Annotated in this window: 25 protein-coding genes; 12 read left to right on the plus strand and 13 right to left on the minus strand. The window is 62.4% G+C overall.

Going from position 1 to position 26,016, the window contains the following annotated elements:
• Positions 1-52: 52 nt before the first annotated feature.
• Complete coding sequence (locus NCR98_RS18485) at positions 53-1,186, minus strand: acyl-CoA dehydrogenase family protein (RefSeq protein WP_305038183.1); 1,134 nt, start codon at positions 1,184-1,186, stop codon at positions 53-55.
• A gap of 157 nt (positions 1,187-1,343) precedes the next feature.
• Between NCR98_RS18485 and NCR98_RS18490 the strand changes: the two genes are divergently transcribed.
• Both NCR98_RS18490 and NCR98_RS18495 read left to right on the plus strand, forming a co-directional pair.
• Positions 1,344-2,417 (plus strand): AraC family transcriptional regulator, encoded by a 1,074-nt coding sequence (locus NCR98_RS18490; protein WP_502799767.1) that lies wholly within the window; start codon positions 1,344-1,346, stop codon positions 2,415-2,417.
• Positions 2,418-2,478: 61 nt separating this feature from the next.
• Positions 2,479-2,628, plus strand: coding sequence for a hypothetical protein (locus NCR98_RS18495; RefSeq protein WP_250467420.1), 150 nt, complete (start codon positions 2,479-2,481; stop codon positions 2,626-2,628).
• A 3-nt stretch (positions 2,629-2,631) separates the two neighbouring features.
• On the opposite strand, the gene NCR98_RS18500 is transcribed toward NCR98_RS18495, so the two are convergent.
• Together NCR98_RS18500 and NCR98_RS18505 are read right to left on the minus strand one after the other, a co-directional pair.
• A complete protein-coding gene (locus NCR98_RS18500) occupies positions 2,632-3,309 on the minus strand; it encodes a hypothetical protein (RefSeq protein ID WP_250467421.1) in 678 nt (225 codons plus the stop codon).
• 269 nt (positions 3,310-3,578) lie between these two features.
• Positions 3,579-4,874, minus strand: coding sequence for an MFS family transporter (locus NCR98_RS18505; RefSeq protein WP_244829262.1), 1,296 nt, complete (start codon positions 4,872-4,874; stop codon positions 3,579-3,581).
• A gap of 330 nt (positions 4,875-5,204) precedes the next feature.
• Between NCR98_RS18505 and NCR98_RS18510 the strand changes: the two genes are divergently transcribed.
• On the plus strand, positions 5,205-6,221 hold the full coding sequence (locus tag NCR98_RS18510) for a DUF2891 domain-containing protein (RefSeq protein WP_502799769.1): 1,017 nt from the start codon (positions 5,205-5,207) through the stop codon (positions 6,219-6,221).
• 21 nt (positions 6,222-6,242) lie between these two features.
• Here NCR98_RS18510 and NCR98_RS18515 read toward each other — a convergent pair whose 3' ends face one another.
• Positions 6,243-6,563 carry a YnfA family protein gene (locus tag NCR98_RS18515; RefSeq protein WP_244829259.1) on the minus strand — a complete coding sequence of 107 codons (321 nt, stop codon included), beginning with the start codon at positions 6,561-6,563 and terminating at the stop codon, positions 6,243-6,245.
• A 72-nt stretch (positions 6,564-6,635) separates the two neighbouring features.
• On the opposite strand from NCR98_RS18515, the gene NCR98_RS18520 reads away from it, so the two are divergent.
• Positions 6,636-8,015, plus strand: a complete 1,380-nt coding sequence (locus NCR98_RS18520) for an MATE family efflux transporter (protein ID WP_250526893.1) — start codon at positions 6,636-6,638, stop codon at positions 8,013-8,015.
• A 20-nt stretch (positions 8,016-8,035) separates the two neighbouring features.
• Here the strand turns inward: NCR98_RS18520 and NCR98_RS18525 are convergent, their stop codons facing one another.
• Positions 8,036-9,103: an alpha/beta fold hydrolase gene (locus tag NCR98_RS18525; protein ID WP_409014884.1), complete on the minus strand. Its 1,068-nt coding sequence runs from the start codon at positions 9,101-9,103 to the stop codon at positions 8,036-8,038.
• A gap of 201 nt (positions 9,104-9,304) precedes the next feature.
• On the opposite strand from NCR98_RS18525, the gene NCR98_RS18530 reads away from it, so the two are divergent.
• The 3 genes from NCR98_RS18530 to NCR98_RS18540 are packed head-to-tail and all read left to right on the plus strand — an operon-like array spanning position 9,305 to position 10,852.
• Positions 9,305-10,063, plus strand: coding sequence for a DNA/RNA non-specific endonuclease (locus tag NCR98_RS18530; RefSeq protein ID WP_250526894.1), 759 nt, complete (start codon positions 9,305-9,307; stop codon positions 10,061-10,063).
• Positions 10,056-10,316 carry a hypothetical protein gene (locus NCR98_RS18535; RefSeq protein ID WP_250467427.1) on the plus strand — a complete coding sequence of 87 codons (261 nt, stop codon included), beginning with the start codon at positions 10,056-10,058 and terminating at the stop codon, positions 10,314-10,316. The genes NCR98_RS18530 and NCR98_RS18535 overlap by 8 nt, the downstream gene beginning before the upstream one ends.
• Positions 10,317-10,339: 23 nt before the next feature.
• Positions 10,340-10,852: a methylated-DNA--[protein]-cysteine S-methyltransferase gene (locus NCR98_RS18540; RefSeq protein WP_244829255.1), complete on the plus strand. Its 513-nt coding sequence runs from the start codon at positions 10,340-10,342 to the stop codon at positions 10,850-10,852.
• Between the two features lie 76 nt (positions 10,853-10,928).
• On the opposite strand, the gene NCR98_RS18545 is transcribed toward NCR98_RS18540, so the two are convergent.
• The gene (locus NCR98_RS18545) at positions 10,929-11,660 is read right to left on the minus strand and encodes an OmpA family protein (protein ID WP_244829254.1); all 732 of its coding nucleotides are present in this window, start codon (positions 11,658-11,660) and stop codon (positions 10,929-10,931) included.
• A 1,056-nt stretch (positions 11,661-12,716) separates the two neighbouring features.
• Here NCR98_RS18545 and NCR98_RS18550 point away from each other — a divergent pair.
• From NCR98_RS18550 to NCR98_RS18560, 3 genes are all read left to right on the plus strand, one after another.
• Positions 12,717-14,228: an ATPase domain-containing protein gene (locus NCR98_RS18550; protein ID WP_250526895.1), complete on the plus strand. Its 1,512-nt coding sequence runs from the start codon at positions 12,717-12,719 to the stop codon at positions 14,226-14,228.
• Positions 14,225-14,581, plus strand: a complete 357-nt coding sequence (locus NCR98_RS18555; RefSeq protein ID WP_250526896.1) for a response regulator — start codon at positions 14,225-14,227, stop codon at positions 14,579-14,581. The genes NCR98_RS18550 and NCR98_RS18555 overlap by 4 nt, the downstream gene beginning before the upstream one ends.
• A gap of 109 nt (positions 14,582-14,690) precedes the next feature.
• A complete protein-coding gene (locus NCR98_RS18560) occupies positions 14,691-14,945 on the plus strand; it encodes a CsbD family protein (protein WP_244829251.1) in 255 nt (84 codons plus the stop codon).
• A 112-nt stretch (positions 14,946-15,057) separates the two neighbouring features.
• Here NCR98_RS18560 and NCR98_RS18565 read toward each other — a convergent pair whose 3' ends face one another.
• From NCR98_RS18565 to NCR98_RS18580, 4 genes are all read right to left on the minus strand, one after another.
• Positions 15,058-15,846, minus strand: coding sequence for a fumarylacetoacetate hydrolase family protein (locus NCR98_RS18565; RefSeq protein WP_250526897.1), 789 nt, complete (start codon positions 15,844-15,846; stop codon positions 15,058-15,060).
• A 59-nt stretch (positions 15,847-15,905) separates the two neighbouring features.
• Positions 15,906-18,104: an acetate--CoA ligase family protein gene (locus NCR98_RS18570; protein WP_250526898.1), complete on the minus strand. Its 2,199-nt coding sequence runs from the start codon at positions 18,102-18,104 to the stop codon at positions 15,906-15,908.
• 81 nt (positions 18,105-18,185) lie between these two features.
• Complete coding sequence (gene frc / locus NCR98_RS18575; protein WP_250526899.1) at positions 18,186-19,442, minus strand: formyl-CoA transferase; 1,257 nt, start codon at positions 19,440-19,442, stop codon at positions 18,186-18,188.
• 38 nt (positions 19,443-19,480) lie between these two features.
• A complete protein-coding gene (locus NCR98_RS18580) occupies positions 19,481-21,247 on the minus strand; it encodes a thiamine pyrophosphate-binding protein (RefSeq protein WP_250526900.1) in 1,767 nt (588 codons plus the stop codon).
• A 310-nt stretch (positions 21,248-21,557) separates the two neighbouring features.
• Between NCR98_RS18580 and sucC the strand changes: the two genes are divergently transcribed.
• Complete coding sequence (gene sucC, locus NCR98_RS18585) at positions 21,558-22,757, plus strand: ADP-forming succinate--CoA ligase subunit beta (protein ID WP_250526901.1); 1,200 nt, start codon at positions 21,558-21,560, stop codon at positions 22,755-22,757.
• Positions 22,758-22,771: 14 nt separating this feature from the next.
• Positions 22,772-23,644 carry a succinate--CoA ligase subunit alpha gene (gene sucD, locus NCR98_RS18590; RefSeq protein WP_250467436.1) on the plus strand — a complete coding sequence of 291 codons (873 nt, stop codon included), beginning with the start codon at positions 22,772-22,774 and terminating at the stop codon, positions 23,642-23,644.
• A gap of 203 nt (positions 23,645-23,847) precedes the next feature.
• Here the strand turns inward: sucD and NCR98_RS18595 are convergent, their stop codons facing one another.
• The 3 genes from NCR98_RS18595 to NCR98_RS18605 all read right to left on the minus strand — a co-directional run bounded on the left by NCR98_RS18595 (position 23,848) and on the right by NCR98_RS18605 (position 25,915).
• On the minus strand, positions 23,848-24,579 hold the full coding sequence (locus NCR98_RS18595) for a GntR family transcriptional regulator (RefSeq protein ID WP_244829245.1): 732 nt from the start codon (positions 24,577-24,579) through the stop codon (positions 23,848-23,850).
• A complete protein-coding gene (locus NCR98_RS18600) occupies positions 24,569-24,790 on the minus strand; it encodes a hypothetical protein (protein ID WP_244829244.1) in 222 nt (73 codons plus the stop codon). Before NCR98_RS18600 ends, NCR98_RS18595 begins: the two co-directional genes overlap by 11 nt.
• A gap of 111 nt (positions 24,791-24,901) precedes the next feature.
• The gene (locus NCR98_RS18605; RefSeq protein ID WP_250526902.1) at positions 24,902-25,915 is read right to left on the minus strand and encodes a 2-dehydropantoate 2-reductase; all 1,014 of its coding nucleotides are present in this window, start codon (positions 25,913-25,915) and stop codon (positions 24,902-24,904) included.
• Positions 25,916-26,016 lie beyond the last annotated feature (101 nt).

Below are 26,016 nucleotides of genomic sequence, written 5' to 3' on the forward strand. Positions count from 1 at the left end.
GTCTCCGTGATTGTTTTGATTGCCCCGTGCGGCGCGCGCTTGAAAGCCGGTTTCAGAGCTGACGCGCGATCACCATGCGCTGCACTTCGCTGGTTCCTTCGTAAATCTGCGTGATGCGTGCATCGCGATAATGCCGCTCCACCGGATAGTCTTGCAGATAGCCATAGCCGCCGTGAATCTGGATGGCATGCGAACAGACGCGCTCCGCCATCTCGGACGCGTACAGCTTCGCCTGCGAAGCCTCCGACAAACACGCAATGCCCTCGGTGCGCATGCGCGCCGCGTGCAGCACGAGCAGGCGCGCGGCGTTCAGTTGCGTGTGCATGTCGGCGAGCATGTTCGCGACCGACTGATGCTCGAGAATCGGCTTGCCGAACTGGCTGCGATCGTGGGCGTAGGCGCGCGCCGCGTCGAAGGCCGCGCGCGCGATGCCGAGCGCTTGCGCCGCAATGCCAATGCGCCCGCCTTCCAGATTCGACAACGCGATCTTGAGCCCTTCGCCGCGCTTGCCGAGCAGGTTCGCAGCGGGAATCGCGCAATCGTCGAAGGTGATGGCGCAGGTATCCGATGCGCGAATGCCGAGCTTGTGCTCGGGCGGCCCGACATTGAAGCCAGGCGTGCCGGTCGGTACGATGAACGCCGAGATGCCGCGCTTGCCGAGTTCGGGATCGGTCACGGCGAAGACGATAGCCACGCCCGCGCGCTTGCCATTGGTCACGAACTGCTTGCTGCCCGAAAGCACCCATTTGCCGTCGCGCTCGGTTGCGCGCACGCGCAGATTGTTCGCTTCCGAGCCCGCCTGCGGTTCGGTGAGGCAGAACGCGCCGATCACTTCGCCGCTCGCGAGCTTCGGCAGCCATTCGGTCTTTTGCGCGTCGGTGCCGAAAGCGAGGATCGGGCCGCAGCCGACCGAGTTGTGCACACTCATCAACGTGGCGCAGGACGCGCAGCCCGCCGCGATTTCTTCCATCGCGAGCGCATAGGCGGTGTAGTCGCTGAACGTGCCGCCGAGTTCCGCAGGCACGATCATGCCGAGCAAACCCAGTTCGCCGAGTTGCCGCACGACGGCGTCGGGCAATGCGCCGTCCCGGTCCCACTGACCCGCGTTCGGCGCAAGCACTTCGGTCGCGAACTGACGCGCGGCGTCGCGAATCATGCGCTGCTCTTCGGTAAGAAAACTGTCGATCATGGTCGGAGCTCGTAGAAGGTGCCTGAAGCGATCGGATAAACTTGCTCGCCGCGTCTTTCGGAAACGGCGCTGCGGCGCGTTGCAAGTCATGCCTCGATCATGCGCGGCGCGCGTGGCGTGTGCACGAGTCTAGGCAATCGCCGGACATTAGCCGATGCCTGAAACGATCACGCTAACTGAGCGCTTTGGCCACCTAGTGACAACCCCAACATCCACGAAGGACATCGAACGGGATTCGATCGCCGCGAGTCTCGTCGACGCAGCCTTGCGCTGCGCACAAGCACGCGGCGTCGATCGCGCGATACTGCTCGACGCCGCGCAGATCGCGCCCGCGCTGCTCGACACGCCGCATGCGCGCGTCACGCCCGCGCAGTACGGCCGCCTGTGGCACGCCATCGCCGACGCGCTCGACGACGAGTTCCTCGGCCAGGACGCGCACCCGATGCGGCGCGGCAGCTTCGTGCTGATGTCGCACGCCGCGTTGAGCGCGCGCGACGGCGCACAGGCGCTCGGGCGCATCGCCGGATTCATGCGGCTCGTGCTGGACGACCTATCGTTTGAGCCGGATATCGGCGCGACGCGCGTGCGCCTCTGGCTGAACGACGGACACGGCGAACGCAAGCCCAAGAGCATGTTCGCCTGCGCGACCGGCTTCATCCTCGTCTATGGATTGTTGTGCTGGCTCGTCGGGCGACGCATTCCGGTGCTTGCGGCCGATTTTCGTTGCGAGGAACCAGCGGATAGCGACGAATACCAGCTGATGTTCTGCGACACCCTTCGTTTCGACGCGCCGCGTTCATTCGTCGATTTATCGCCCGAATGCGCCGCGCTGCCCGTCGTGCAGACAACCGCCACGATCAGGCGCTTTCTGCGCGACGCGCCCGCGAATTTCATCGTCAAATATCGGAATTCGGAATCGCTCGCGGCGCGCATTCGGCAGCGCTTGCGGCAGACCGCGCCGGCCGACTGGCCCGAGGCGGACCGCATGGCGGCGGAATTGAATATCGCGCAGGCCACCTTGCGTCGGCGTCTCGCGCAGGAAGGGCTGACGTATCGAACCATCAGGGACGCGCTACGCCGCGATCTGGCGCTCTCGCGTCTTGCGGATACCGACGAAACCATCGCTCAGATTGCGAGCGCGCTCGGCTTTGCCGAACCGAGCGCTTTCAGGCGCGCCTTCAGAAAATGGACGGGCGTGCGGCCGGCGGATTATCGCCGCGCACGCTGAGAGCGCGCGGATATCGACGCTGCTATATTGAGGCGTCGAAGAATTGCCCACGGAGCGCATCATGACGAAAGCACGGCCCGACGAACCCGCGACGCCCACCCACGAAGAGGAGTTGCTCGACGAAGCGCTGGATGAGACCTTCCCGGCAAGCGATCCGATTGCCGTGGACGCCGAGCCGGAAGACAACGAGGAACGCAAGCGGGCTAAGTAAGATTCAGAGGGGATCGTTCGGACCCGGTTCATCTGGAGTCGAAAGGAGCGTCACCAGTTTGTCGACGTGCTGATGCAGCAACTTCACATGCTTGTCGATCTGTTCGAGACGGCCCGAAAGGTCCGCCTTCGCCGCTTCGCTCATGCGGTCGGAGGCGATGAGTTCATCGGCCTTGGGCAGCATTGGCTCGACTTGCAGCAAACCTAGCTGGCGTTCCAGCCGACGCAAATCCTGCGACAGCAGTTCGCGATTCTTGCGAAACAAAAGATCGCGACGATTGGCTTCCGCCTGCTGCTGTGCAAGATCGGCCACGCGGCGCGTTGCTTCCGTTTGCGACAGCAGCGGATCGGGACCGCGCAACACGGAACGCTTGGGCGCGGGATGCGCCGTGCCGCGGAACACCGCGACGGGCGCTTCTTCGTCGAGCGCGCGTTGCACGCCGGAAGGCACTTCGGCGGGGTTGCGGCGCTCGTCCATCCAGTGCGGCGGCAAGCCCGTCACGAGCTCGATACCGCGCACGAATTCCTCGTTGAAGTCGCGCTGACCCGCGACGATGAGCTTCATCAGCGAAGGCGAGAAGCTCATCATCCGCGCGAGTCGCGCAGCGCCGCCCGGCGAACCCACCAGAACATTCAGGTTGGCTCGCCAGACGACGAATAGCGTTTCATCGAAATCTTCCATGAAAGGGCTCCCGGCTGACCGATGCACCCAAAGGCGCATGTCGACAATGCGCGCGTTCGAGTCGCGCGCCAGCGCTTCCGGCTTGCGCTTCTTGCGTCCGTGCGCCGTGGGGCGCGCTTCACCTGCAGATTCATACCGCATCAAACACCATACTACCTTGATCGGCAAGCCCGGCGGACATAAGGGTCCGCGCTAATGGCGCCGGTGATTACGACTGGAACGCGACAGGCCGCGCAAAGAGCGCTTGCCAACCCGTCGCGGCCACTATATTAAGGCTCGTTGCGCAAGTAGCCCACCTTGCTCGGATCGAGCATGCGCCAAGTCACGACAAGCGAGATGGCGCACATGGCGGTGACGTACCAATAGAACGCCGATTCGCTGCCCGCCGACTTCAGCCACAACGCCACATATTCCGCCGATCCGCCAAACACCGCATTAGCGACGGCGTACGACAGCCCGACGCCCAGCGCGCGCACTTCGGGCGGAAACATCTCCGCCTTGATGAGACCGCTGATCGACGTATAAAAGCTGACGATGGCAAGCGCGGCCACGACCAGAACGAACGCCATGAACGGGCTCGTCACGTCGCGCAACGCGTGCAGCAGCGGCACCGTGCAGAGCGTGGCGAGCGCGCCGAACCAAAGCATCGACTGACGACGCCCGATGCGGTCCGACAGCGCGCCGAAAAGCGGCTGCATGATCATGTAGACGAACAATGCGCCCGTCATCACGTTACTGGCCGTCTTGGCGTGCATGCCCGCCGTATTGACCAGATATTTCTGCATGTATGTGGTGAACGTATAGAAGATCAGCGATCCGCCCGCCGTGAAGCCGACCACGGTCATGAACGCGCCCTTGTGCTGCATCAGGCCGCGCAAAGTGCCCGCTTCCTTGCGTTGCCGCGATTCGGCGGTCGTGGTTTCTTCGAGCGAACGACGCAGAAAAAGCGAGATCAGCGCCGCGCAAGCGCCGACGAAAAACGGCACGCGCCAGCCCCACGCCTTGAGCTCTTCGGTCGAGAGAAACATCTGAAGGATGACCAGCACGAGCAGCGCGGCGAGCTGTCCGCCGATTAGCGTCACATATTGAAACGATGCGAAGAAACCGCGACGGCCGCGCAGCGCCACCTCGCTCATATAGGTTGCGCTCGTGCCGTACTCGCCGCCGACGGACAAGCCCTGGAACAGTCGCGCGATCAGCAGAAAGAACGGCGCCCACGCGCCGATGCTCGAATACGTCGGCAGAAAGGTGATGACGAGCGAGCCGCCGCACATCATTAGCACGGAAATCATCATTGCGTTGCGGCGGCCGTGTTTGTCGGCGATACGGCCGAAGAGCCACCCGCCGATCGGGCGCATGAGAAAGCCCGCCGCGAACACGCCCGCGGTATTCAACAATTGCGTGGTCGGATTGCCGCTCGGGAAGAAGGCCGCCGAGAAATACAGCGCAAGGAACGAATAGATATAGAAGTCGAACCATTCGACGAGATTGCCCGACGATGCCCCGACGATCGCGAATACGCGGCGACGGGTATCTTCAGCGGTGTAGGCGGGAATGTCGTTCATGGGTAGTCTGTTCCTGGTCTCGGCGTTTGATCGGCCGGCTCGACACTGCCGGGGCGAATCGCTCTGCGGCGTTCGGGCGCAAGTTTATACGACGATTCGCGGAAAAGCGCGCAAAGATGATTGTGATCTCCCCAATGCGGCGCGCGACAAAGGCGGCATCCATGTTTATGCTTTCAGCCGACGCGGCTTGTCGCCAAAGCCTTCGCGCGGCTTACGCCATTTGCATGTTTCCCGGCGTGGCCACGGATTAGGGAATTTCCCTTATCGAACACGGCGCCGCGGATTTATCGATAAAGTCTCGCTCGTCCATCATTGGAGTTTCGTATGAACATGCCGCGCCTTATCGTGCTGAACGACGCGTTGGCGTCGAAATTCGCGCAAGTCGCGCTGGGTCATCTCACGCGCGAGTACCCCAACAAGCTCGATCACGTCATGGCGAGCGCAGCGGACGTGCAAAGCCCGCGCGCGCTGCATCCCGTCTTCTATGGCAGCTTCGACTGGCATTCGTGCGTGCATGGCTATTGGCTGCTTGCGCGTCTCGTCGACCGCTTTCCCACGCTGCCCGAAGCCGCGCGCATTCGCTCGGTCATCGACGAACATTTCACCGATGCCAACGTCGCCGCCGAAGTCGCCTACCTCGAACGCCCGGCCGCGCGCGGTTTCGAACGGCCCTACGGCTGGGCGTGGCTGCTCGCGCTCGCGGGCCAATTGCGTTCGATGCACACCGAGGAAGGCGCGCGCTGGGCCCGTACGCTGCAACCGCTTGCGGATGCCTTCATCGCGCGCTTCGTCGAATTCCTGCCGAAGTCGACGTATCCGCTGCGCGTCGGCACGCATTTCAACATGGCGTTCGCGCTGACGCTGGCGCTCGGTTATGCACGTGTGGTTCGTGATGGCGATTTCGAGCGCCTTCTCGTCGATACGGCCACGCGCTGGTTCGCCAATGACGAAGCCTGTCAGGCGTGGGAACCGGCCGGCGACGAATTCCTCTCGCCGTCGCTGATGGAAGCCGTGCTGATGCGCCACGTGTTGCCCGATGCATCGTTCAACGGCTGGCTCGAACGCTTCTTGCCGCGTCTTGCCGTGCGCGAACCCGCGACGCTCTTCGTGCCGGCCACCGTCACCGATCGCAGCGACGGCAAGCTCGCGCATCTCGACGGCCTGAACCTGAGCCGCGCGTGGTGTCAGCGGACCATCGCGCGGGCGCTGCCTGCGGGCGATGCGCGCATCGGCGTGCTCGACGCGAGCGCCGACGAGCATCTGGCGGCGGGCATCGCGCACGTGGCGGGCGACTACATGGGCGAACATTGGCTCGCCACGTTTGCGTTGCTGGCGCTGGAAGCGTGACGCGCCGAGCGCCACGCTGAATCAGACGCGCGGCTGGAACGCGATGACCGCCATTCCCGCGAGCGCGATGACCGCGCCCGTCACGTCCCACATCGTCGGCCGGATGCGATCCACGGCCCACAGCCATGCGATCGCCACACCGATATACACGCCGCCATACGCCGCATAGACGCGTCCTGCCGCCGCATCGTGCAGCGTGAGGAGCCACGCGAACAACGCAAGCGAAAGCGCGCCGGGCACGACCAGCCAGGGCGAGCCATCGAGCTTCAGCCATCGATACGGAAAGTAGCAACCGGCGATCTCCGCGATGGCCGTCACGACATAAAGCAGAAGAGTTTTCATGGACAGTCGGGCAGCGGGTTCGACGCGCATTATCGGCTGCTTCGGCAGCAAGCGTCGCCCTGACACGGCACAATGACGCCTCTTGCTCACCTCGCCCTGCAATTGAACGCTCCCGACACTATCGAGCATCCGGCCGCCGTGCCGGTGCACTGGCACAAGCGCGTGCTGACGCTCGCGTTTCCCATCGTCCTCGCAAATCTTACGCAGCCGATTCTAGGCGCGGTCGATACCGCCGTCGCCGGTCATCTCGACGGACCGCAATATATTGGCGGCGTCGCGCTCGGCGGGCTCGTGTTCAGCTTCGTGTTCTGGAGCTTCGGCTTTTTGCGCATGGGCACGACGGGCCTCGTCGCGCAGGCGTTCGGTGCAGACGATGCGCTTGCCCTGCGCGCAAGCGTATTGCGGGCGATGCTGCTCGCGCTCTTCATCGGCATGGCGGTGCTGGCGTTACAGGTGCCGGTCATCCGTTATGCGCTCGCCGCGCTCGGCGGTAGCGCGGCCGTCCAGAGCACGGCCAGCGCCTACTGCCATGCGCGCATCTGGGCCGCGCCCTTCGCGCTTGGCAACTACGTCGTGCTCGGGATGTTGCTCGGCTGCCAGCGCGTGCGGCTCGCGCTCGTCACGCAAGTGTTCATCAACGTGGTGAATATCGTGGCGGTCCTGCTATTCGTGTATCGCTTCGGCTGGGGTATTTCGGGCATCGGCGCGGCCACGGCGGCTGCGGATTTTTGCGGCTTCGCGCTCGGTCTTGCGATTCTCTGGCGTTTGCGTCCACATGGACTTCCGGCGCTCGCGCTGCGCACGCTGCTAGACGCGCGCGCGATGAAGCGCCTCGTCGCGCTCAATCGCGACATCTTCATTCGCACGCTGTGCCTGCTCGGATCGTATGGATGGTTCGCCCACATGGGCGCGCGTCAGGGCGATGCGATCCTCGCGGCCAACGCCGTCCTGCTCAACTTCCAGACCTTCATGGCCTTCGGACTCGATGGCTTCGCGCACGCCGCCGAAGCGCTGGTCGGCGCGGCCACGGGCGCGCGCGACCGCCACGCGTTTCGCCAGGCCGTGAAGGTGACGATGCTGTGGTCGGCGATCGGCGCGGCGGGCTTTTCACTCGTTTATTGGCTCGCGGGCGAGTGGATCATCGGCCAGCTCACGGATCAGCGGGACGTGCGTGCCGCCGCGCTGCGCTTCTTGCCTTGGGCCGTGGTGATGCCGCTTGCATCGGTCATCAGCTTTCAGCTCGATGGCGTGTTTATCGGCGCGACGCGCACGCGGGAGCTGATGGTGTCGACGGCTGTATCGCTTGGCATCTTTCTATTTGCCGCGTGGTTGCTGAACGGCTGGTTCGGCAACCACGGATTGTGGCTCGCGCTCGCCATCTTGATGATCGCGCGCGCCATTACGTTGCTGGTGCAGTTGCCCGCGATCGAGCGGAGATCGTGCGTGGATTGACGTGGAGTGGATGGCCTGACTCAATCCGCCTTCGCCTTCAACGCCGCCATCCCCTCCAACAACGCCTTGTGAAACGCCACCGGGTCCTGCATCTGCGGCGCATGACCGAGCTCGGCAAACTCGACGAGCTTCGCGCCCTCGATCCGCTGCTGTGCAAGCTTCGCCAGCTCAGGATAACGGCCCAGCGTCGGGCGAATCTCCGGCGGCGCCAGATCCTTGCCGATGGCCGTCGTGTCCTTATCGCCGATCATCAGCAGCGTCGGGGTTCGTAACTGATCGAACTCATAGACGACAGGCTGCGTATAGATCATGTCGTACAGCAACGCCGAGTTCCACGCGACCGCATCTTTCCCCGGTCCGCGATACATTCCCGCAAGCATCTGCACCCACGGTTCGTAGTCCGCGCTCCAATGCCCCGCGTAATACGTGCTGGTCTCGTAGCTGCGGATGCCGTCGGCCGTGGTCTTGAGCTCGCGCGCATACCAGTCGTCGATGGAAATGGACGGCACGCCCTTCGCCTTCCAGTCTTCCAGACCAATGGGATTCACGAGCACGAGTTGCTCGGTCTCGCGCGGGTACATCAGCGCATAACGCACCGCGATCATGCCGCCCGTCGAATGCGCGATCAACGTGGGATGCGTGACGCCAAGCGCCGCAAGCAGCGCATGCGTATTGCGCGCGAGCTGCTGGAAGCTGTACTGATAACGCGCCGGTTTGGTGGACTTGCAAAAGCCGATCTGGTCCGGCGCGACCACGCGATACCCGGCTTCGCTCAAGGTATCGATGGTCTTTTTCCACGTCGCCGCGCAGAAGTTCTTGCCATGCAGAAGCACGGCCGTGCGGCCATTGGGATGCGCGGGATGCACATCCATATAGGCCATCTGGACGACCTGCCGTTGCGACGAAATGGAGAACCGCGCGACCGGATAAGGATAGTCGAAGCCTTGCAGTTCAGGTCCGTATGCTGGGCCATCGTTGGCGGGCGCGTCTTGCGCGTGAGCCTGGCTCGCGGTGAACATCGTGCAACACGAGACGAGCGACAGCAGCAGGTTTCGCGCGATATCAAGCTTGCGGCGCTTGGCGTTCATTGGCTTCCTTCCATTCGTTTCGATGCGGCCTTCGCCTACGGCGCGGCCCGAGCCGACGCATTCTAGCGTGGATGAATTTTCTCCGTTCCATGTGCACCGCACTGCCTTATACTCTGCGGCCTCGATTCGCCCGGCTTAAGCCGAACGGCTGACCATCAGGCGGCGAGTTCTCACGCATCAGCACGGATCTTCATACTCAGCATGCAAGTACGCATCAAGGCATTCGTCGTCGCGCTTCTAGGCGCCGCGTCGGTCGCGGCGGTCGCGAGCGACTGTCCGCAGTTCAGTCCAGGCGGCCGCGCGCCCGTCGTCGTCAATCAGAAGATGCGCGCGTCCACGCAGGAAATCTGCTATACCGATTTCGCTCTGCTGCATTCCGGCGTCACGCACGGGCCGCTCTGGTCGGCGGAGCATTTGACCGCGCAGAGCGTCGATGACGCGAAGAACAACACGCGCACCAATCGCTTTTTCGTCGACAAGCGGCTGCCGGCCGGCGACAGCGCGCAACTCGACGACTACAAAAGGAGCGGCTACGATCGCGGCCACATGAGCCCGGCGGGCGATCGAGCCAGCAGGCAAGGCATGGCCGAATCGTTCTCGCTTGCGAACATCGTGCCGCAGGATCCGTCGAACAACCGGCGCATCTGGTCGCGCATCGAGCAAGCGGTACGCAGGCTGACCGAAGAATCCGGCGATGCCTATGTCGTGACCGGCCCGCTCTTTTCAGGGCGGCAGTTGCAGACCATCGGCGAGTCGCGCGTGTTCGTGCCGACGCAGTTGTACAAGGTGGTCTATTTGCCGAAGCGGCAAATCGCGTTCGTGGTCGTCGTCGATAATGTGCCGACCAATACCTATACGATGAAAACCGTGCGCGAACTGGAAGCCATGAGCGGTCTTGCGTTTCCCGGCATCCCCGATGCACTGAAAGACAAACGAATTGGAGGACTGAGCGGTGTTTAAACCATTTGCCAACGATACCGACGTGATGAACATCGCGGGCGACGCGATCAACATCCAGAACGGCACCACGCGTGTGTCGGTGAGCGGCGACCTCACCATCGCACGCGATCAGGCGGGGCTCGCCGCCGCGCAGGCGTTGTACAAGGCGCTCGGGGCTATCGTCGATGTTCTTCAAAAAGACAAGGCGCTGCCCGCGAAGCTTGCCGACGAGCCGACCGCGCCCGGCGGCACGGCGGATAATCCGTTCATCTGAAACGGGACGCGAGAAGACGCGACGTGATCGAAAGCCACGTTAGCCCGAGCCCGCTCGGGCCTATTTTGTTTCGCGCGGAAGGCGATTGCCTGACCGGGCTTTTCTTTGTCGGGCAGAAGTATTGCCCGGACGGTTTATCGCACGAGCCACGCGCATCGGCGCGCGTGCCGCGCGTGATCGCCGAGGCGCGCGAGCAAGTCGACGAATATTTCGGGGGCGCGCGCGAGGTGTTTTCGGTGGCGCTGCGGCTCGACGGCACCGCGTTCCAAAAACAAGTCTGGGACACGCTGCGTCAGATTCCTTTCGGCGAAGCCTGGACTTACGGCGATCTCGCGCGCCGTCTTGGCTTGCCCGCAGGCGCATCGCGCGCGGTCGGCGGCGCGAATGGGCGCAATCCGGTGTCGATCATCGTGCCGTGTCATCGCGTGATCGGCGGCGATGGCGAACTCACAGGTTACGCGGGCGGCGTTGCGCGCAAGCGTCACCTGCTGACGCTGGAAGGCGGACGCGGGCGCGAGCAACTGCTGTTGTTTTGATCCTTCCGGCGCGTATCGACGAAAAAAAGCTCGCGGTCCTTTCGGCTCGCGAGCTTTTTCTTCGACAGCGCCTGGCTTACGGATTGAGCGTCACTTCCACACGGCGATTCTCGGCGCGACCCTGACTCGTCGCGTTCGATGCCACTGGAACAGACTTGCCGAAGCCCTTCATGGAGAACTCGTTCGCCTTTAGACCGTGGCTCTTGAGGTATTCGAGCACCGACTCCGCGCGCCGCTGTGACAACGCCAGGTTATACGGCGCGGAGCCGACAGAGTCCGTATGTCCTTCGATGCTGACAGACGAGAACGTCGTGCCGCGTCCTTCCGAGATGATCTGATCGAGCGAGGCTTTGGCCTTCGGCGTCAACTGGGCGCTGTTGAAGTCGAAGTTCGTCTTTTCGTCGAGGGAAATCTTGCGTGCGGCCGGCGCGACCGGCGCGACGGTCGCCGTATCCACCACCGCTGGCGGCGCGGGTTCCGCAGCCGCCGGCTGCACGGGCTGTGCCGGTGCACCGCAGACAAAAATCAGCTCGGAGACATTGTCCGGTGTCTTCGTTCCCGCGACGTTCTGGAGCGGGTTCACCGGCTGGTTGCCGCATGCCTTCTGCGCGGCGGCCATGCATTGGCTGCCGCCTTCGAACAAGCCGTAGCATTCGGCGCGGAAAGCCTTTTGGCCGTTCGACGTCTGAATCTCGCTGAGATTGAACGTGGGACTGGACGCAAGACTGGTCGCAGGACTGGACGTGGACGAGCAAGCGGCAAGAACGGCGACGCTCGCGAGAATAGTGGCAATGGTCTTGTTGAACATATTGAATGAGTAAGCAGAGCGCCTGTTGGCAATTGACGGGATTTCCGCTTATTTCAGCGCCTGAATTGCGAAAGCGCGAATAAGCCCGTTTTGAGAAATAGATGAAGTTCGGTATCGCGATCTTGAAACGACCGAAAGCCGCCGCGATTCTAGCAACGGCTTAAGAACTTACCGCAGGGACAATTCCCAAAAATCGACATCCCGCTTCGCATCTCATTATTCACCGAAGCGTGCGCCATCTGAACGACTGTTGCGACCATCGACGTCATGCAATTCGGCGACATTTCGCCGGCAAGTTGCTCAATTCGGATTACGCATCCAGCTTAATGCGTATCTGATTATGGTCAGAGAATCCGATTAATTCCAGAACAACCTGCGCGCTCTACTCTTCCAAATCAAATCATTTGCGCGTGATCGAATCGCGTTTGTGCCACTCGCGAATCGCCGTTGTAGCGTTCGGGCTTATTGGGCGAAAAGATGCGCGAATCCACGGGTTTTGCCGGTAGGCGCGAGAAGATTTCCTTGTCCGCGTGAAAATTGAACGGAGCCGCCGAAAGAATGCGCGAATCGGGCAGCCGTTCGCCGGCATTCGCGCATGAAACTGAAATCGGAAACGAAGAAACGAGACAAAGCGTGAGCGTGACGATGCTTGAAAGCGAGTTCGGACGGGACATGGTTGACCTGAAATGAAACGGCGCGTAACGCCTGGAACGGAAAAGGCCTCGATCCATCTTCGGCCCTCGTTAATGCATGGATGCCATTTCAACAGGGCCAAGCGTCATAGCCCATGAGAAGGTTCTCAATTTCGTCCTATTTTTGGGATGCGCTCCCGAGAAGACGAGCGGGCGTGAAAAATGCGGACGAGTAGAGTTCAAACCTTTAGCGCCACCCTTTTTGCAGGAACGGGAATCCAACGCGCGCCTCTGCCCATCGATGGGTTGCCATCCAGCGCCAAGGCAGACGGGCTTTCACGACCGACGGAAGATCCCATTGTTGCTCGGAGTCAGCCATAATTCGCGTTCGCTCAAACGGATCGCCAAGTAAAACGAACACTCCATGACCCAAGACGACAAGCTCCCCACCGTTTCGCCCCGACAGACCATACCCAACGACGGCAACGTCACGACTGGCGTGGCAGGTCTGGACGAGATTCTGGGCGGCGGTCTCGCCGAAGGTGGTTTGTACATGATCGAAGGCATGGCTGGCGCGGGAAAGACGATCCTTTCGTCGCAGATCGGTTTTCATCGCGTGGGCCAGGGCGACATGGTGCTATACATCACGCTGATCGCCGAATCGCACACGAAGCTGCTGTCGCACCTCCGGGCAATGTCGTTCTACGACGCCGACGCCATCTCCGAACGCATGCTGTTCGTGAGCGGTTACCACGAACTGATACGCGACGGCCTGTCCGGCTTTCTCTCGCTCATCGCGGCGACCATCCGCACGAGCCGCCCGCGTTTCATGGTCATCGACGGCTTTCGCAGCGCCCGCGAATTCAGTTCGACCGAACTCGAACTCTCGCAATTCATCCACGAGTTGTCGGCCTTCGTGAGCGCCGCGCGTTGCACGACGCTCATCCTCGCGCCGCTGTCCGGCAACGAGCCGCATCCCGAGCACACATTGGTCGATGGCTTGATCGAGCTGAACCGCTACAACACCGGAATGCGCCGCGCACGGGAGATCGAAGTGCATAAGCTGCGCGCGCGCGATCATCTGCTCGGTAAGCATTTCTTCAAGATCACGGCGGACGGACTCGTGACCTTCCCGCGACTCGAAGCGTCGTCGGCGAATGCGCAGGACGTGCCGGACTTCGAAAGCCGTCTTGCCTTCGGTTTCCCCGATTTCGATCAGATGCTCGGCGGCGGCGTGGTGCGCGGTTCGACCACCACCTTTATCGGGCCCTCGGGCGTCGGCAAGACGCTGCTCGCGCTCAAGTTTTTGCAGGCGGGCGTGGCGCGCGGCGAGCAGTGCGTCTACTTCGGGCTTTACGAGTCGCCGGAGCGGCTGATCGCGAAGGCGGCGTCGGTCGGCATCGACCTGAAAGACGCTGTCGATAGCGGCCATTTGCTACTGGAATGGCATCCCGCCGTGGAACTCGCCATCGACGAACTTGCCTCGGAACTGATTGCGTCGATCCAGCGCTCGAAGGCGTCGCGGCTCGTGGTGGATGGCGTCGACGGCTTCTTTCAGTCGGCCAACCGCACCGAGCGCCTCGGGCTATTCTTGAACGCGCTCACGCACCGTCTGCGCGAAGCCGGCGTCACCACGCTCGTGACGGAAGAGTTGCCGCTCTACGGCGATTCGACGACGCCCACCACCTTGCGGGCGTCCGCGATGACCGAAAACATCGTGCTCCTGCGCTATGTCGAGGCAAACTCGTCGCTGTATCGCATGGTGTCGGTGGTCAAACAGCGCGAAGGTTCGCACGATACGGCGATCCGCCGTCTCGCGATCGATTCGCGCGGATTGCATATCAGCGAAGGGTTCATCGGCTCGACGGGTCTGCTGTCCGGACATCCGTCGTTGGCGCCTGCGCTTTCTGTGTCGGACCCCGGCCAGCGAGCATGAAAAAAATCCTCGTCGTCGACGACGAATTCGACATCCTCACAACCTGGCGCCTCATTCTCGAAATGGAAGGCTACGAAGTGACGACCGCGTCGAACGGGCGCGTGGCGCTCGAATCCGCGCGCGCGAATCCGCCCGACCTCGTCATCACCGACTGGATGATGCCGCACATGGACGGCGTTGCCTTCATCCGCGAACTGGCGGCGAACGACTCGCTCGCACAGGTTCCCGTGATTCTCATGAGCGCGGCGGCGCATGCGCCCACGCTGGAACACGCCAACGCGCAGTTTCGCCGCAAACCGCTTTCCATCGACGATTTGCTCGATCTGGTTAAACATAAACTCGGCGACGCCTGACCTTGGGCACGAAGCGTGCTCCTTGTTTCACTCGGACGTTGCCGGGATGCCGCAAGATCAGCCCGCTGCAACATTGACCATAACCGCTACAGACGAGAAGGGAGGCACCATGGTGCAGGATCAAGTGGAAGGCGCGGCGCAACAGGTCGTGGGCAAGGTGCAGGATGCGGTTGGCGCGCTTACGGGCGACTCGGAAACGCAAGTGGCCGGCAAGACGCGGCAGGCGCTCGGCTCGCTGCAGCAGAGCTACGGTGAGACCGTGGATCAATTGCGCGTGGCGGTGGCGAGTCAACCGATCAACGGTTTGCTGATCGCGGCGACCGTGGGCTTCGTGCTCGGCGCGCTTTGGAATCGCGATCGTTGAGACATCGACGCGCGGCGCCATCTCGCATGGCGCCAGGCGTGAAAAAACGGCAAGGTCCGCAAGTCGGCTTTGCCGTTTTTCATTGCACGATGCTCACACCGCTCACACCGCTTCAGGCCGCGAGCGTGTTCGCCAGAGTACCGATTCCGCGAATCGTCACTTCCACGCGCGCGCCGTCCTTGATCGATCCCACGCCGATCGACGTACCGCACGCGATGACATCGCCGGGAACGAGCGTCATGTCGTGCGACAGCAGGCTAACCTGCTCGGCGGGCGAAAAGATCATGTCGTCGAGCGGATAATTTTGACGCTCGACGCCGTCCAGCGTCGTGACCACGTGGGCCGCGCGCCAGTCGAAGCCGTTGCCCGGCGTAACGATGGCGGGCCCGAGACACGTGAAGGTATCGAAGGCCTTCGAGCGGCACCATTGCGCGAAGTTGGGATCTTCCTGCAAGAGTTCGATGGCGGTGACATCGTTCACGCACGTATAGCCGAAAATGGCCGCCTCGGCCTCTTCCACCGACGCGCCCGAAACCGTCTTGCCGATCACGATTCCCAGTTCACCCTCGTACGCAATCTTGCCGTGATAACTTTTCGGCCGCTTGATCGACTCGTTTGGCCCGATCACGGACATTGGCGGCTTGATCAGAAAGAGCGGATGCGCAGGAGGCGCCTTGTCGAGCTTCTGCGACAACGCGTAGTAGTTGTTCCACAACGCGATGACCTTGCTCGGTTCGCAAGGCGCGAGCAGGGTGAGGTCGTCGGCGGCGAAGGAAATGTCGGTCGGACGTGCTTGCCCGAACAATGCGCCGTCGTACTGCACGACGCGGCCGGAGTGCGGATCGAGCGTGCCGAAGCCAATACGGCCGTCGGCATCGCGAAAACGAATCCAGGTGGTCACTATGAAGGTCCGTGTGATTAGGAAGGGGCGCCGCGGGGCGCCTAAGCGCCCCGCTTTGCTCAGATCAATCCCGCGCCGCGCGCCCACTTATATTTCGCCCCGAGCACCGCCACTGGCAATTCGGTCGAATAAGCATAGGCCGGCACGCCATGCGCGTATAGATACTCCGCCGCCGCCTCCACTTGCACGTCGCCCGCGAGCGACGCCACGATCGGCTTTTCGATACCGCGCGCCTTCATCTCCTCCTTCACTTCGATCACGAGCTTCGCGAAGACCATCGGCGGCGTGATGATGGTATGCCAGTAGCCGAGGATGATCGAATGGACGCGTTCGTCTTCGAGGCCAAGCTTGATCGTGTTCTTATAGGTCGTCGGCGGCTCGCCGCCCGTGATGTCCACCGGATTGCCCGCCGCGCCGAACGGCGGAATGAACTTGCGGAATGCGGCGTCGAGATCGTCGGGCATGGTCATGAGCGACAGGCCGTTGTCCACGCACGCGTCCGAGAGCAACACGCCCGAGCCGCCCGCGCCCGTGATGATGACCGTGTTCTCGCCCTTGGGCGTCGGCAATTTGGGAATGCCGCGCGCGAACTCCAGTAAATCGCGCAGCGACCGCGCACGGATCACGCCGCATTGCTGAAACACGTCTTCGTAGATCTTGTCGTTGCCCGCGAGCGCGCCGGTGTGCGAACTGGCCGCACGCGCGCCGAGACTCGTGCGTCCGGCCTTCAGCACCACGACCGGCTTTTTCTTCGATACGCGCTTCGCGGCTTCGGCAAACGCGCGGCCATCTTTCAAGTCCTCGCAGTGTTGCGCGATGATCTCGGTGTTGTCGTCCTGCTCGAAGAACGTGAGCAGGTCGTCTTCATCGATGTCCGACTTGTTGCCGAGCCCGACGATTGCCGAGACGCCCATCTTCGCCGAACGCGAAAAGCCGATGATCGCCATGCCAATGCCGCCGGATTGCGACGACAGCGCCGCCTTGCCCTTCACGTCATACGGCGTGCAGAAGGTCGCGCAGAGATTCTTGGGCGTGTAGTAGAAACCGTAGATGTTCGGGCCCATCATGCGAATGTCGTATTGACGCGCAATCCGCACGAGTTCTTCCTGGCCTTCGTGATTGCCTGTCTCCGCGAAGCCCGAAGGAATCAGCACCGCGCCGGGAATCTGCTTCTCGCCGACTTCGACGAGCGCCTGCGCGACGAACTTCGCGGGAATGGCGAACACCGCGACATCGATCACGCCGGGCACGTCCTTCACGCTCTTGTACGCCTTGTGGCCCATGATCTCGTCGGCTTTCGGATGGATCGGATAGATCGCGCCCTGGTAGCCGCCGTTGATGAGGTTCTTCATCACCGAATTGCCGATCTTGCCGTCCTCGTTCGACGCGCCAATCACGGCGAGTGCGTCTGGCTTCATGATGCGGTTCATCTGCGCGACGATCTGCTCCTGCGTCGGCCGGTAACGCGGCGCGGCAGGCTCGAAGTCCATCACGATGCGCACGTCCGCCGCCACCGCGCCGCTCGGGCTCGCGAAAACCGGGTTCAGGTCCATCTCCGAGATTTGCGGGAAGTCGTCGATGAGGCGCGACACGCGCTCGATCAGCGTGACGAGACTCTCGCGATGCACCGGCTCCGCGCCCCGCACGCCGCGCAGCACTTCAGCCGCCTGAATGCCGTCGAGCATGGAGGCGGCTTCGTCACGCGTGACGGGCGCGAGCCGGAAGGTCACGTCTTTCAGCACTTCGACGAGCACGCCGCCTAGCCCGAACGCGATCAGCTTGCCGAACGAAGGATCGGTCACCGCGCCGATGATCACCTCCTGTCCCGCGCCGACCATCTGCTGAACTTGCACGCCGAGGACCGTGGCGTTCTCGTCGTAGCTCTTCGCGTTCTCGATGATCGTCGCGAAGCCGGCTTTGACATCGGCTTCGTTCTTCACGCCGACGAGCACGCCGCCCGCTTCCGTCTTGTGCAGAATCTCCGGTGAGACGATTTTCAGCACCACCGGAAAGCCGATGAACGACGCGAGTTTCGCCGCATCGTCCGCGCTCGTCGCGACGCCTTCCCGCGGCACGGCGATGCCGTATGCATCGCAGACGAGCTTGCCTTCCGGCGCCGTGAGCGACGTGCGCCCTTCCGCCTTCACGCGATCGAACACTTCCGCCACGCGGCGTTTCGCATCGGCTGCATGCAGCGGGATAGCGTTCGCGATTTGCGTCGAAGAGTCATTGCGTTCCTGCACAACGGTGCTGTTCATCTGACTTGTCTCCGTTCGTATGGACGTGCCACTCCACGCCGCATCACGAGGAGGCGGCGCGACAGGCATCGAATGAGGCGTTTAGATTGCGCCGAGGCTTCTCAGCGTCGCGATCTGATCGGGCGAGTAGCCGAGTTCGGCCATGACTTCGTCGGTGTGTTCGCCAAGCAGCGGCGAGCGCACGACTTCGGTCGGACTATCCGACAGCTTGATCGGATTGCCAACCGTCAGATACTTGCCGCGCACCGGATGATCCACTTCGACGACGGTGCCGGTTTTTCTGAGCGACGGCTCTTCGGCGATTTCCTTCATCGAGAGAATCGGGCCGCACGGAATGTCGTGTTTGTTGAGAATTTCCATGGCCTGGAACTTGGTCTTCGACATGGTCCAGCGCTCGATCTCCGCGAAGATGTCCTTCAGATGCGGCAGGCGCGCGTTGGCCGTCTTGTAATCAGGATGGTCGATCCACTCTTCCTTGCCGATCACGTTGCAGATTTCGCCCCAGACCGGCGCCTGCGTGATGAAGTAGATATACGCGTTCGGGTCCGTCTCCCAACCCTTGCACTTGAGAATCCAGCCCGGCTGACCGCCGCCCGAGGCGTTGCCCGCGCGCGGCACCGCCTCACCGAATGTGCCGTTCGGATACTGCGGATATTCCTTCATCGTGCCGGTACGTTCGAGCCGTTGTTGATCGCGCAGTTTCACGCGGCACAGGTTCAGCACGCCGTCCTGCATCGCCGCGAGCACGCGCTGGCCGCGCCCGGTTGCATTGCGCTGATACAGCGCCGTGACGATCCCGAGCGCGAGGTGCAAGCCCGTGCCCGAGTCGCCAATCTGCGCGCCGGTGACGACCGGCGGGCCATCGTCGAAACCCGTCGTCGATGCCGCGCCGCCCGCGCATTGCGCCACGTTCTCGTACACCTTGCAGTCTTCGTACGGTCCGGGCCCGAAGCCCTTGACCGACGCCACGATCATCTTCGGGTTCAGCTCCTGAATGCGCTCCCACGTAAAGCCCATGCGATCGAGCGCGCCCGGCGCGAAGTTCTCGACCAGCACGTCGCACTTCTTGACGAGCGTTTCGAGCACCTTCTTGCCTTCGGGATTCTTCGTATCGATGGTGATCGAACGCTTGTTGTGGTTGAGCATCGTGAAGTAGAGGCTGTCGGCGTCGGGGATATCGCGCAACTGCTCGCGCGTGATGTCTCCGGCGCCCGCGCGCTCCACCTTGATGACGTCCGCGCCGAACCACGCGAGCAACTGCGTGCAGGTCGGCCCCGACTGAACGTGCGTGAAATCTAGGATGCGCACGCCATCCAGTGCCTTGCCCGAATTATTCATGGCTGTCTCCCAATGTCTTCAGTGGCTTGTCAGTGGCTTTATTTGTACATCGTTTGAGCCATCGTGCCGGGGGCGTACACGGTCGGATCGACCCAGATGTTGACGACCGCGCTCTTGCCCGTCTTGGCGATCGATTCCCGCGCACGCTGCAACGCGCCCGCGATCTTCGAGGCCTCGTACACTTCCTCGCCATAGCCGCCGAGCATTTCGGCGAAGCGGCCATACGGCACGTCCGAGAGCAGATTGCCGACGTTGCCGCGCTCCTGACCGTACTTGGCGAGCTGGCCGTAGCGGATCTGGTTCATCGCCGAGTTATTGCCGATGACGGCGAGATACGGCACGCCGAAGCGATTCGCGGTTTCCATGTCGAACGAAGTCATGGAGAAAGCGCCGTCGCCGTAATAGCAGAGTACTTCCTTTTCGGGGTTCGCAAGACCCGCCGCGATGGCGAAGCCCGTGCCGACGCCGAGCGAACCGAGCGCGCCGGGGTCCATCCACTGACCCGGACGGCGCGGACGCACGGCCTGCGCGGAAATGGTCACGACGTCGCCGCCATCGCCGATATAGATCGTGTCGTCCGATAGAAACTGGTTGATTTCGTGCGCGACGCGGTACGGATGAATCGGGCTCGCGTCGGACGTGAAGAGCGGCATCAGCTTGGCCGTCGCGGTTTCTTCCGCCGCTGCGAGTTCGCGCATCCACGCCTGACGGCTCTGGCGCTTGTCGTTCTTGATGCGTCCGCTCGCCGCTTGCAGCACCGCACCGAGGATCGCGCCCGGGTCGCCTACGAGCCCGAGATCGATATCGCGGTTCTTGCCGACCGTGCGGTAATCCATGTCGATCTGCACGAGCTTCAGATCGCGGCTGATGCGCTTGCCGTAACCCATGCGGAAGTCGAATGGCGTGCCGACGATCACGATCACATCGGCCTTCGCGAAGGCTTGCGAACGCGTGCGGTCGAAGTGATGCGGGTCGCCCGGCGGCAAGAGGCCGCGGCTCGCCCCGTTGAAGTAGCCGGGAACGTCGAGGCCGCGCAACAGCGCGATGGCTTCTTCGTGACCGCGCGCGGTCCACACTTGCTGGCCGTAGAGAATCGCGGGACGCTCGGCGTCGACCAGCAGATCGGCCAGCCTCTCGATATCGAGCGGATCGCCCACCGATTTCGTCGATGCGCGATACCGTCCCGGCTGCGGAATCACGGCCTTGGAGACATCGATTTCGCGGTCGAGCACATCGCGCGGAATCTCCAGGTACGCCGGGCCGGGCGCGCCGTTGAAGGCTTCACGCGCGGCCATCGAGATCATGTCGGCGACGCGTTCGGTGCTCGGCACGGTGGCGGCGAACTTGGTGATCGGCGCCATCATGTCGACGTGCGGCAGGTCTTGCAGCGAGCCCATCTTGTGCTGCGTCAACGCGCCCTGCCCGCCGATATGGATGATCGGGCTTTCCGAGCGAAACGCCGTGGCGACACCTGTCACCGCGTTGGTACAGCCGGGGCCGGCCGTGGTGACGACGCAACCGAGCTTGCCGGTCTGACGCGCGTAGCCATCGGCGGCGTGGGCGGCGACCTGTTCGTGACGGACATCGATGATGCGAATGCCTTCATCGACGCAGCCATCGTAGATATCGATGATATGACCGCCGCACAGCGTGAAGATGGTATCGACGCCTTCGTTCTTGAGCGCTCGGGCGACCAAATGGCCGCCCGAGACGACACCCGCGCCGCGTGTTTTTTGTTTGAGCGTGTCATCCGCGGTGGTGGTGGCGGGAGCGACTTCCGGACGGCTGCTGACGACTTCGGACATTGTTTGTCTCCTCCTCGAAGGGGGTTGTGTTCAAGGCTTCCGTGACGTCGCGCTGCCGTCCGGTTGCTGTGATATACAATATTCCACACACAGTATTAGTCAAGTGTCGAGCGATGGCGAAAACCCTGTGATGCAATGCGTCATCCCTTCATAGCGCCTCCGCATCTTCTTAAGCGCGTGTTTCGTGCTGCAGAGCATCAACAAAACGGCGTGAAATCTTATCGTGATATGTGATATATCATATTTCAGCGCACCGTCGCAGTCGCTGAAGCCCGGTTGCGCTCAGAGAACCGACGACTAGGGAGACACGATGAATATCCACGAATATCAGGCGAAGGCGCTGCTGCGGAAGTACGGCGTCGCCGTACCGCAAGGCCAGGTTGCCTTCTCCGCGATCGACGCGGCCAACGCGGCGCGCGCCCTCGGCGGCCCGGTCTGGGTCGTGAAATCGCAGATTCATGCGGGCGGACGCGGCGCGGGCCGCTTCGCCAACGATCCCGACGGCAAAGGCGGCGTGCGCGTCGTCAAATCTGTCGACGAGGTGCAAGAAAACGCGCAGCAGATGCTCGCGTCGGTGCTCGTGACCAAGCAAACCGGCGCTGCGGGTAAGGAAGTAAAACGGCTTTATATCGAGGAAGGCTGCGACATCGCACGCGAGCTCTACCTCGGCATGCTGGTGGATCGCGCCACGTCGCGCATCACGATCATGGCGTCGACCGAAGGCGGAATGGAGATCGAGGAAGTGGCGCATCGCACGCCGGAGAAAATTCTCAAGGTGTCGGTCGATCCGGCGACGGGTCTCCAGCCCTTTCACACGCGCGAAGTCGCGTTCGGGCTAGGCTTGAGCGGCAAGCAAGTGGCGGCGGCATCGAAATTCATTGCGGCGCTTTATCAGGCGTTCGTCGATCTGGATGCCTCCATCGTGGAAGTGAATCCGCTCGTCGTCACCGGTTCCGGCGATGTCATCGCGCTCGATGCCAAGCTCAATTTCGACGACAACGCTTTGTATCGGCATCCCGATATCGAAGCATTGCGCGACGAAGACGAGGAAGATGCCGCCGAAATCGAAGCCGCGAAACACGGCCTCAATTACGTGAAGCTCGACGGCAACATCGGCTGCATGGTGAACGGCGCGGGCCTCGCCATGGCGACCATGGACATCATCAAGCTCTACGGCGGCGAGCCCGCCAACTTCCTCGACGTGGGCGGCGGCGCGACCCAGGAACGTGTCGCGACCGCGTTCAAGCTGATTCTGCGCGACCCCAAAGTGCAAGGCATTCTCGTCAACATCTTCGGCGGCATCATGCGCTGCGACGTGATCGCGGAAGGCGTGGTCGCGGCCGCGCGCGAGATCGACCTGCGCGTGCCGCTCGTCGTGCGCCTTGCCGGCACGAACGTCGACGCGGGCCGCGAGATTCTGCGCAACTCCGGCCTCACCATCATCCCCGCTGAAAATCTCGCCGATGCCGCCGACAAGATCGTCGGCGCCGTCGCCGCTGCTCATCACTGACGAGGAAGCCGACAATGAGCGTTCTGATCGATAGCAATACCAGGGTCATCTGCCAGGGCTTCACCGGCGCGCAGGGCACGTTCCATTCCGAGCAGGCGATTGCGTACGGCACGCGCATGGTTGGCGGCGTGACGCCGGGCAAGGGCGGCACGACGCATCTCGACCTGCCCGTGTTCGATACCGTCGCCGACGCGGTCGCGAAAACCGGCGCGGATGCATCCGTCATCTACGTACCGCCGCCCTTCGCCGCCGATGCCATCCTCGAAGCCATCGACGCGGAGGTGCCGTTCATCGTCTGTATCACCGAAGGCATTCCGGTGCTCGACATGTTGCGCGTGAAGCGCGCGCTCACCGGCTCGCGCAGCCGGCTCGTCGGGCCGAATTGTCCGGGCGTCATCACGCCTGGGCAATGCAAGATCGGCATCATGCCGGGGCATATTCATCGGCCGGGGAAAATAGGCGTGGTGTCGCGCTCGGGCACGCTCACTTATGAAGCCGTCGCGCAGACCACCGCTGCGGGGCTCGGGCAGACGACCTGCATCGGCATTGGCGGCGATCCGGTGAACGGAACGAATTTCATCGATTGCCTCGCGCTCTTTCTCGAAGACGACGCGACTGAAGGCATCATCATGATCGGCGAGATCGGTGGATCGGCGGAGGAAGAAGCCGCGCAGTTTCTGAAGGACGCGAACACGAAGAAGCCGGTGGTCGGGTTTATCGCCGGCACGAGCGCGCCGCCGGGACGCCGCATGGGGCACGCGGGCGCGATTATTTCGGGCGGTTCGGGCACGGCAAGCGCGAAGATCGACGCAATGAAGTCAGCGGGCATTCATGTCGCCGATTCCCCCGCCGCGCTCGGCGAAACGATGCTTCACGCGATGCGGTGAGCAAGGGCGCCATGAGGAATTGAGTGGCTCCCCCGGCGCGGCGAGATAGTCGGACAGCCGTCGTCAATCCTGTCAGCGTGCAGACGCGCGCGAGCCACCGGCAGCGGGTAACGCAGTCTCGGCTGTGCAGGATAAAAAAAGGCCGCGTGACGTTAATCGTCACGCGGCCTTTGTCAACCTGCCTGCCAGCTTTCAGTTCGGACTCAATCGAGAAAGTCGCAATTCGCCTCGACGAACGCGGCGAGATCCAGCGAATGCTGCTTCACCAGCCGCTCGACCAGTTCCGTGTCGCGCTTCTCGAGCGCCTCGATAATCCGCATGTGATCGACGATCGAGCGCGACGCGCGGTCGCTCTGCGAGATCGTCATCTTGCGAATGGCGCGCACGTGCACGAAGATGTTCTTGATCGTGTCGAAGATGATTTGCGACTTCGACAGCCGCACGATAGCCTGATGAAACGCGATATTCGCTTCCGAATATTCGTCGATGTGCTCTGCCGGCGTGGCGTCGCGGAAGTTGTCGAACATGTGGCGCAACTGCGCGATTTCTTCGTCCGACGCGCGCTGCGTGGCAAGGCGCGCCGCCATGCTTTCCAGCGCCGCCCACATGTGGATCATCTCGACGATCTCGCGCTTGGTCTTGCGCAAAATATACACGCCGCGACGCGGCACGGTTCGCAGAAAACCTTCCTGTTCCAGCAGCGTCATGGCTTCCCGAATGGGCGTGCGGCTTACGCCCAGTGCTTCGGTCAGTTCTTTTTCGTCGAGACGGATCTCTTCCCGCGAACGGTAGATGTCCGCTTCCGCTATTGCCTGCCGCAGCTTCGCGTACGCCTGATCGCGCAGCGAAACCGTGGCATTGATCGGCTCGAGCGACAGCGTAAGGCCGCTTGGGCGAACGTCCGGCCGGTCTACGGATTGAGTATCAGATGGCATTGATGACTTGAGTTCCCATGTGCGGGCGGGAAGCATCGACACGCTTGCCCGAACCGCCGTTCTGGTCGTCCGCCGCGAGACCGGCAAACCGACCGTGATCCTGTGCGCGCTGCAGCATGTCCTGCGGCACCGCCGACGCAATCATAAACGTAACGCCCACACCCACGGCAACCAGCGCGAATCCGATGACAACCAACAAGGCGATGCTCATTTCAGGCTCCGGTTAATCTTCAAGAGCCCTCAGTATATGTTGCGTTGCAATACATTTCAACATATTTTGCATCTTGTATATCAGAAACAACGCCGGCTTCCTGGATGCAGTTTAGGCGGCTTTCTGCGTTTGCGGGGGCGGTAAAGCCTTGGCCGTGCCTTGGTTCACGCCTTCGCGCAGCTTGATCAATGCGAGAACGGCATCGATCATCGGTGTCTCGACTTTCACGAGGCGCCCGATTTCCTGCACGACGGTGATGAGCGGATCGATCTCCATCGGGCGGCCGGCTTCGCAGTCCATGAGCATCGATGTCTTGTGCGCGCCCACCGCGCCCGCGCCATTGATGCGCCGCTCCACATCGACGCGAAAGTTGACGCCGATCTTGTCGCCGATTGCTTTTGCTTCCAGCATCATCGCTTTGGAAAGCGCGCGCGTGCCGGGGTCGCTCGTCAGCACGTCGAGCGTCGCATGCGTGAGCGCGCTGATCGGGTTGAAACACAGGTTGCCCCAGAGCTTGAGCCAGATTTCATCGCGGATGTTGTCGCGCATCGGCGCTTCCATGTCGGCGGCGGCCATGATGTCGTGCAGCGCCTGCAGGCGCGGGGTGATCTCGCCGCTCGGTTCGCCGATGGGAAACTTCTTGCCGTACACATGCTTGATGACGCCCGGCTCCGCGATCTCCGCCGCCGGCAGCAGCACGCAGCCGATTGCGCGCTCAGGTCCGAACACGCTCCACTGCCGCCCGCCTGGGTCGATGCTTTGCAGCGTCGTTCCGGCGAGTTCGCCGCCATGCTCGTAGAAGTACCAGTAAGGCAGGCCATTGACGGCGGTGATGATCGCCGTATCGGGTCCAAGGAGCGGCGGAATGAGATCGACGACGCCCGGCACCGAATGCGCCTTCAGCGCGATGATCACGAAATCTTGCGGGCCGAGTTCGGCGGGATTGTTCGTGCAGCGGACTTTGACGACGTGTTCCTCGCCATCGATCTGAAGCTTCACGCCGTTCGCTTGCATTGCCGCGAGATGCGGCCCGCGCGCCACGAAGCTGACGTCCGCTCCAGCCCGCGCGAGTTGTGCGCCCATATATGCACCGATCGCACCGGCGCCATACACGCAGATCTTCATGATTCGTCTCCTGAGGTTGTATGCGGATCACCTTCTGATATACAAGATACTACATTCCATGATGGGGAGCGACAAGGCGAATCGCGCGGTTTCGGGCGAGC

Origin of the sequence: Caballeronia sp. GAWG2-1 (genome assembly GCF_023631405.1) — a bacterium.
Classification (GTDB): Bacteria; Pseudomonadota; Gammaproteobacteria; order Burkholderiales; family Burkholderiaceae; genus Caballeronia.

What these genes read in the sequence shown, in the direction of transcription:
- NCR98_RS18490 (WP_502799767.1), top strand. Translation starts at nt 1,344, where the DNA reads ATGCCTGAAACGATCACGCTAACTGAGCGCTTTGGCCACCTAGTGACA.
- NCR98_RS18495 (WP_250467420.1), top strand. Translation starts at nt 2,479, where the DNA reads ATGACGAAAGCACGGCCCGACGAACCCGCGACGCCCACCCACGAAGAG.
- NCR98_RS18500 (WP_250467421.1), bottom strand. Translation starts at nt 3,309, where the DNA reads ATGGAAGATTTCGATGAAACGCTATTCGTCGTCTGGCGAGCCAACCTG.
- NCR98_RS18505 (WP_244829262.1), bottom strand. Translation starts at nt 4,874, where the DNA reads ATGAACGACATTCCCGCCTACACCGCTGAAGATACCCGTCGCCGCGTA.
- NCR98_RS18510 (WP_502799769.1), top strand. Translation starts at nt 5,205, where the DNA reads ATGCCGCGCCTTATCGTGCTGAACGACGCGTTGGCGTCGAAATTCGCG.
- NCR98_RS18515 (WP_244829259.1), bottom strand. Translation starts at nt 6,563, where the DNA reads ATGAAAACTCTTCTGCTTTATGTCGTGACGGCCATCGCGGAGATCGCC.
- NCR98_RS18520 (WP_250526893.1), top strand. Translation starts at nt 6,636, where the DNA reads ATGACGCCTCTTGCTCACCTCGCCCTGCAATTGAACGCTCCCGACACT.
- NCR98_RS18525 (WP_409014884.1), bottom strand. Translation starts at nt 9,103, where the DNA reads ATGAACGCCAAGCGCCGCAAGCTTGATATCGCGCGAAACCTGCTGCTG.
- NCR98_RS18530 (WP_250526894.1), top strand. Translation starts at nt 9,305, where the DNA reads ATGCAAGTACGCATCAAGGCATTCGTCGTCGCGCTTCTAGGCGCCGCG.
- NCR98_RS18545 (WP_244829254.1), bottom strand. Translation starts at nt 11,660, where the DNA reads ATGTTCAACAAGACCATTGCCACTATTCTCGCGAGCGTCGCCGTTCTT.
- NCR98_RS18550 (WP_250526895.1), top strand. Translation starts at nt 12,717, where the DNA reads ATGACCCAAGACGACAAGCTCCCCACCGTTTCGCCCCGACAGACCATA.
- NCR98_RS18555 (WP_250526896.1), top strand. Translation starts at nt 14,225, where the DNA reads ATGAAAAAAATCCTCGTCGTCGACGACGAATTCGACATCCTCACAACC.
- NCR98_RS18560 (WP_244829251.1), top strand. Translation starts at nt 14,691, where the DNA reads ATGGTGCAGGATCAAGTGGAAGGCGCGGCGCAACAGGTCGTGGGCAAG.
- NCR98_RS18570 (WP_250526898.1), bottom strand. Translation starts at nt 18,104, where the DNA reads ATGAACAGCACCGTTGTGCAGGAACGCAATGACTCTTCGACGCAAATC.
- frc (WP_250526899.1), bottom strand. Translation starts at nt 19,442, where the DNA reads ATGAATAATTCGGGCAAGGCACTGGATGGCGTGCGCATCCTAGATTTC.
- NCR98_RS18580 (WP_250526900.1), bottom strand. Translation starts at nt 21,247, where the DNA reads ATGTCCGAAGTCGTCAGCAGCCGTCCGGAAGTCGCTCCCGCCACCACC.
- sucC (WP_250526901.1), top strand. Translation starts at nt 21,558, where the DNA reads ATGAATATCCACGAATATCAGGCGAAGGCGCTGCTGCGGAAGTACGGC.
- sucD (WP_250467436.1), top strand. Translation starts at nt 22,772, where the DNA reads ATGAGCGTTCTGATCGATAGCAATACCAGGGTCATCTGCCAGGGCTTC.
- NCR98_RS18595 (WP_244829245.1), bottom strand. Translation starts at nt 24,579, where the DNA reads ATGCCATCTGATACTCAATCCGTAGACCGGCCGGACGTTCGCCCAAGC.
- NCR98_RS18600 (WP_244829244.1), bottom strand. Translation starts at nt 24,790, where the DNA reads ATGAGCATCGCCTTGTTGGTTGTCATCGGATTCGCGCTGGTTGCCGTG.
- NCR98_RS18605 (WP_250526902.1), bottom strand. Translation starts at nt 25,915, where the DNA reads ATGAAGATCTGCGTGTATGGCGCCGGTGCGATCGGTGCATATATGGGC.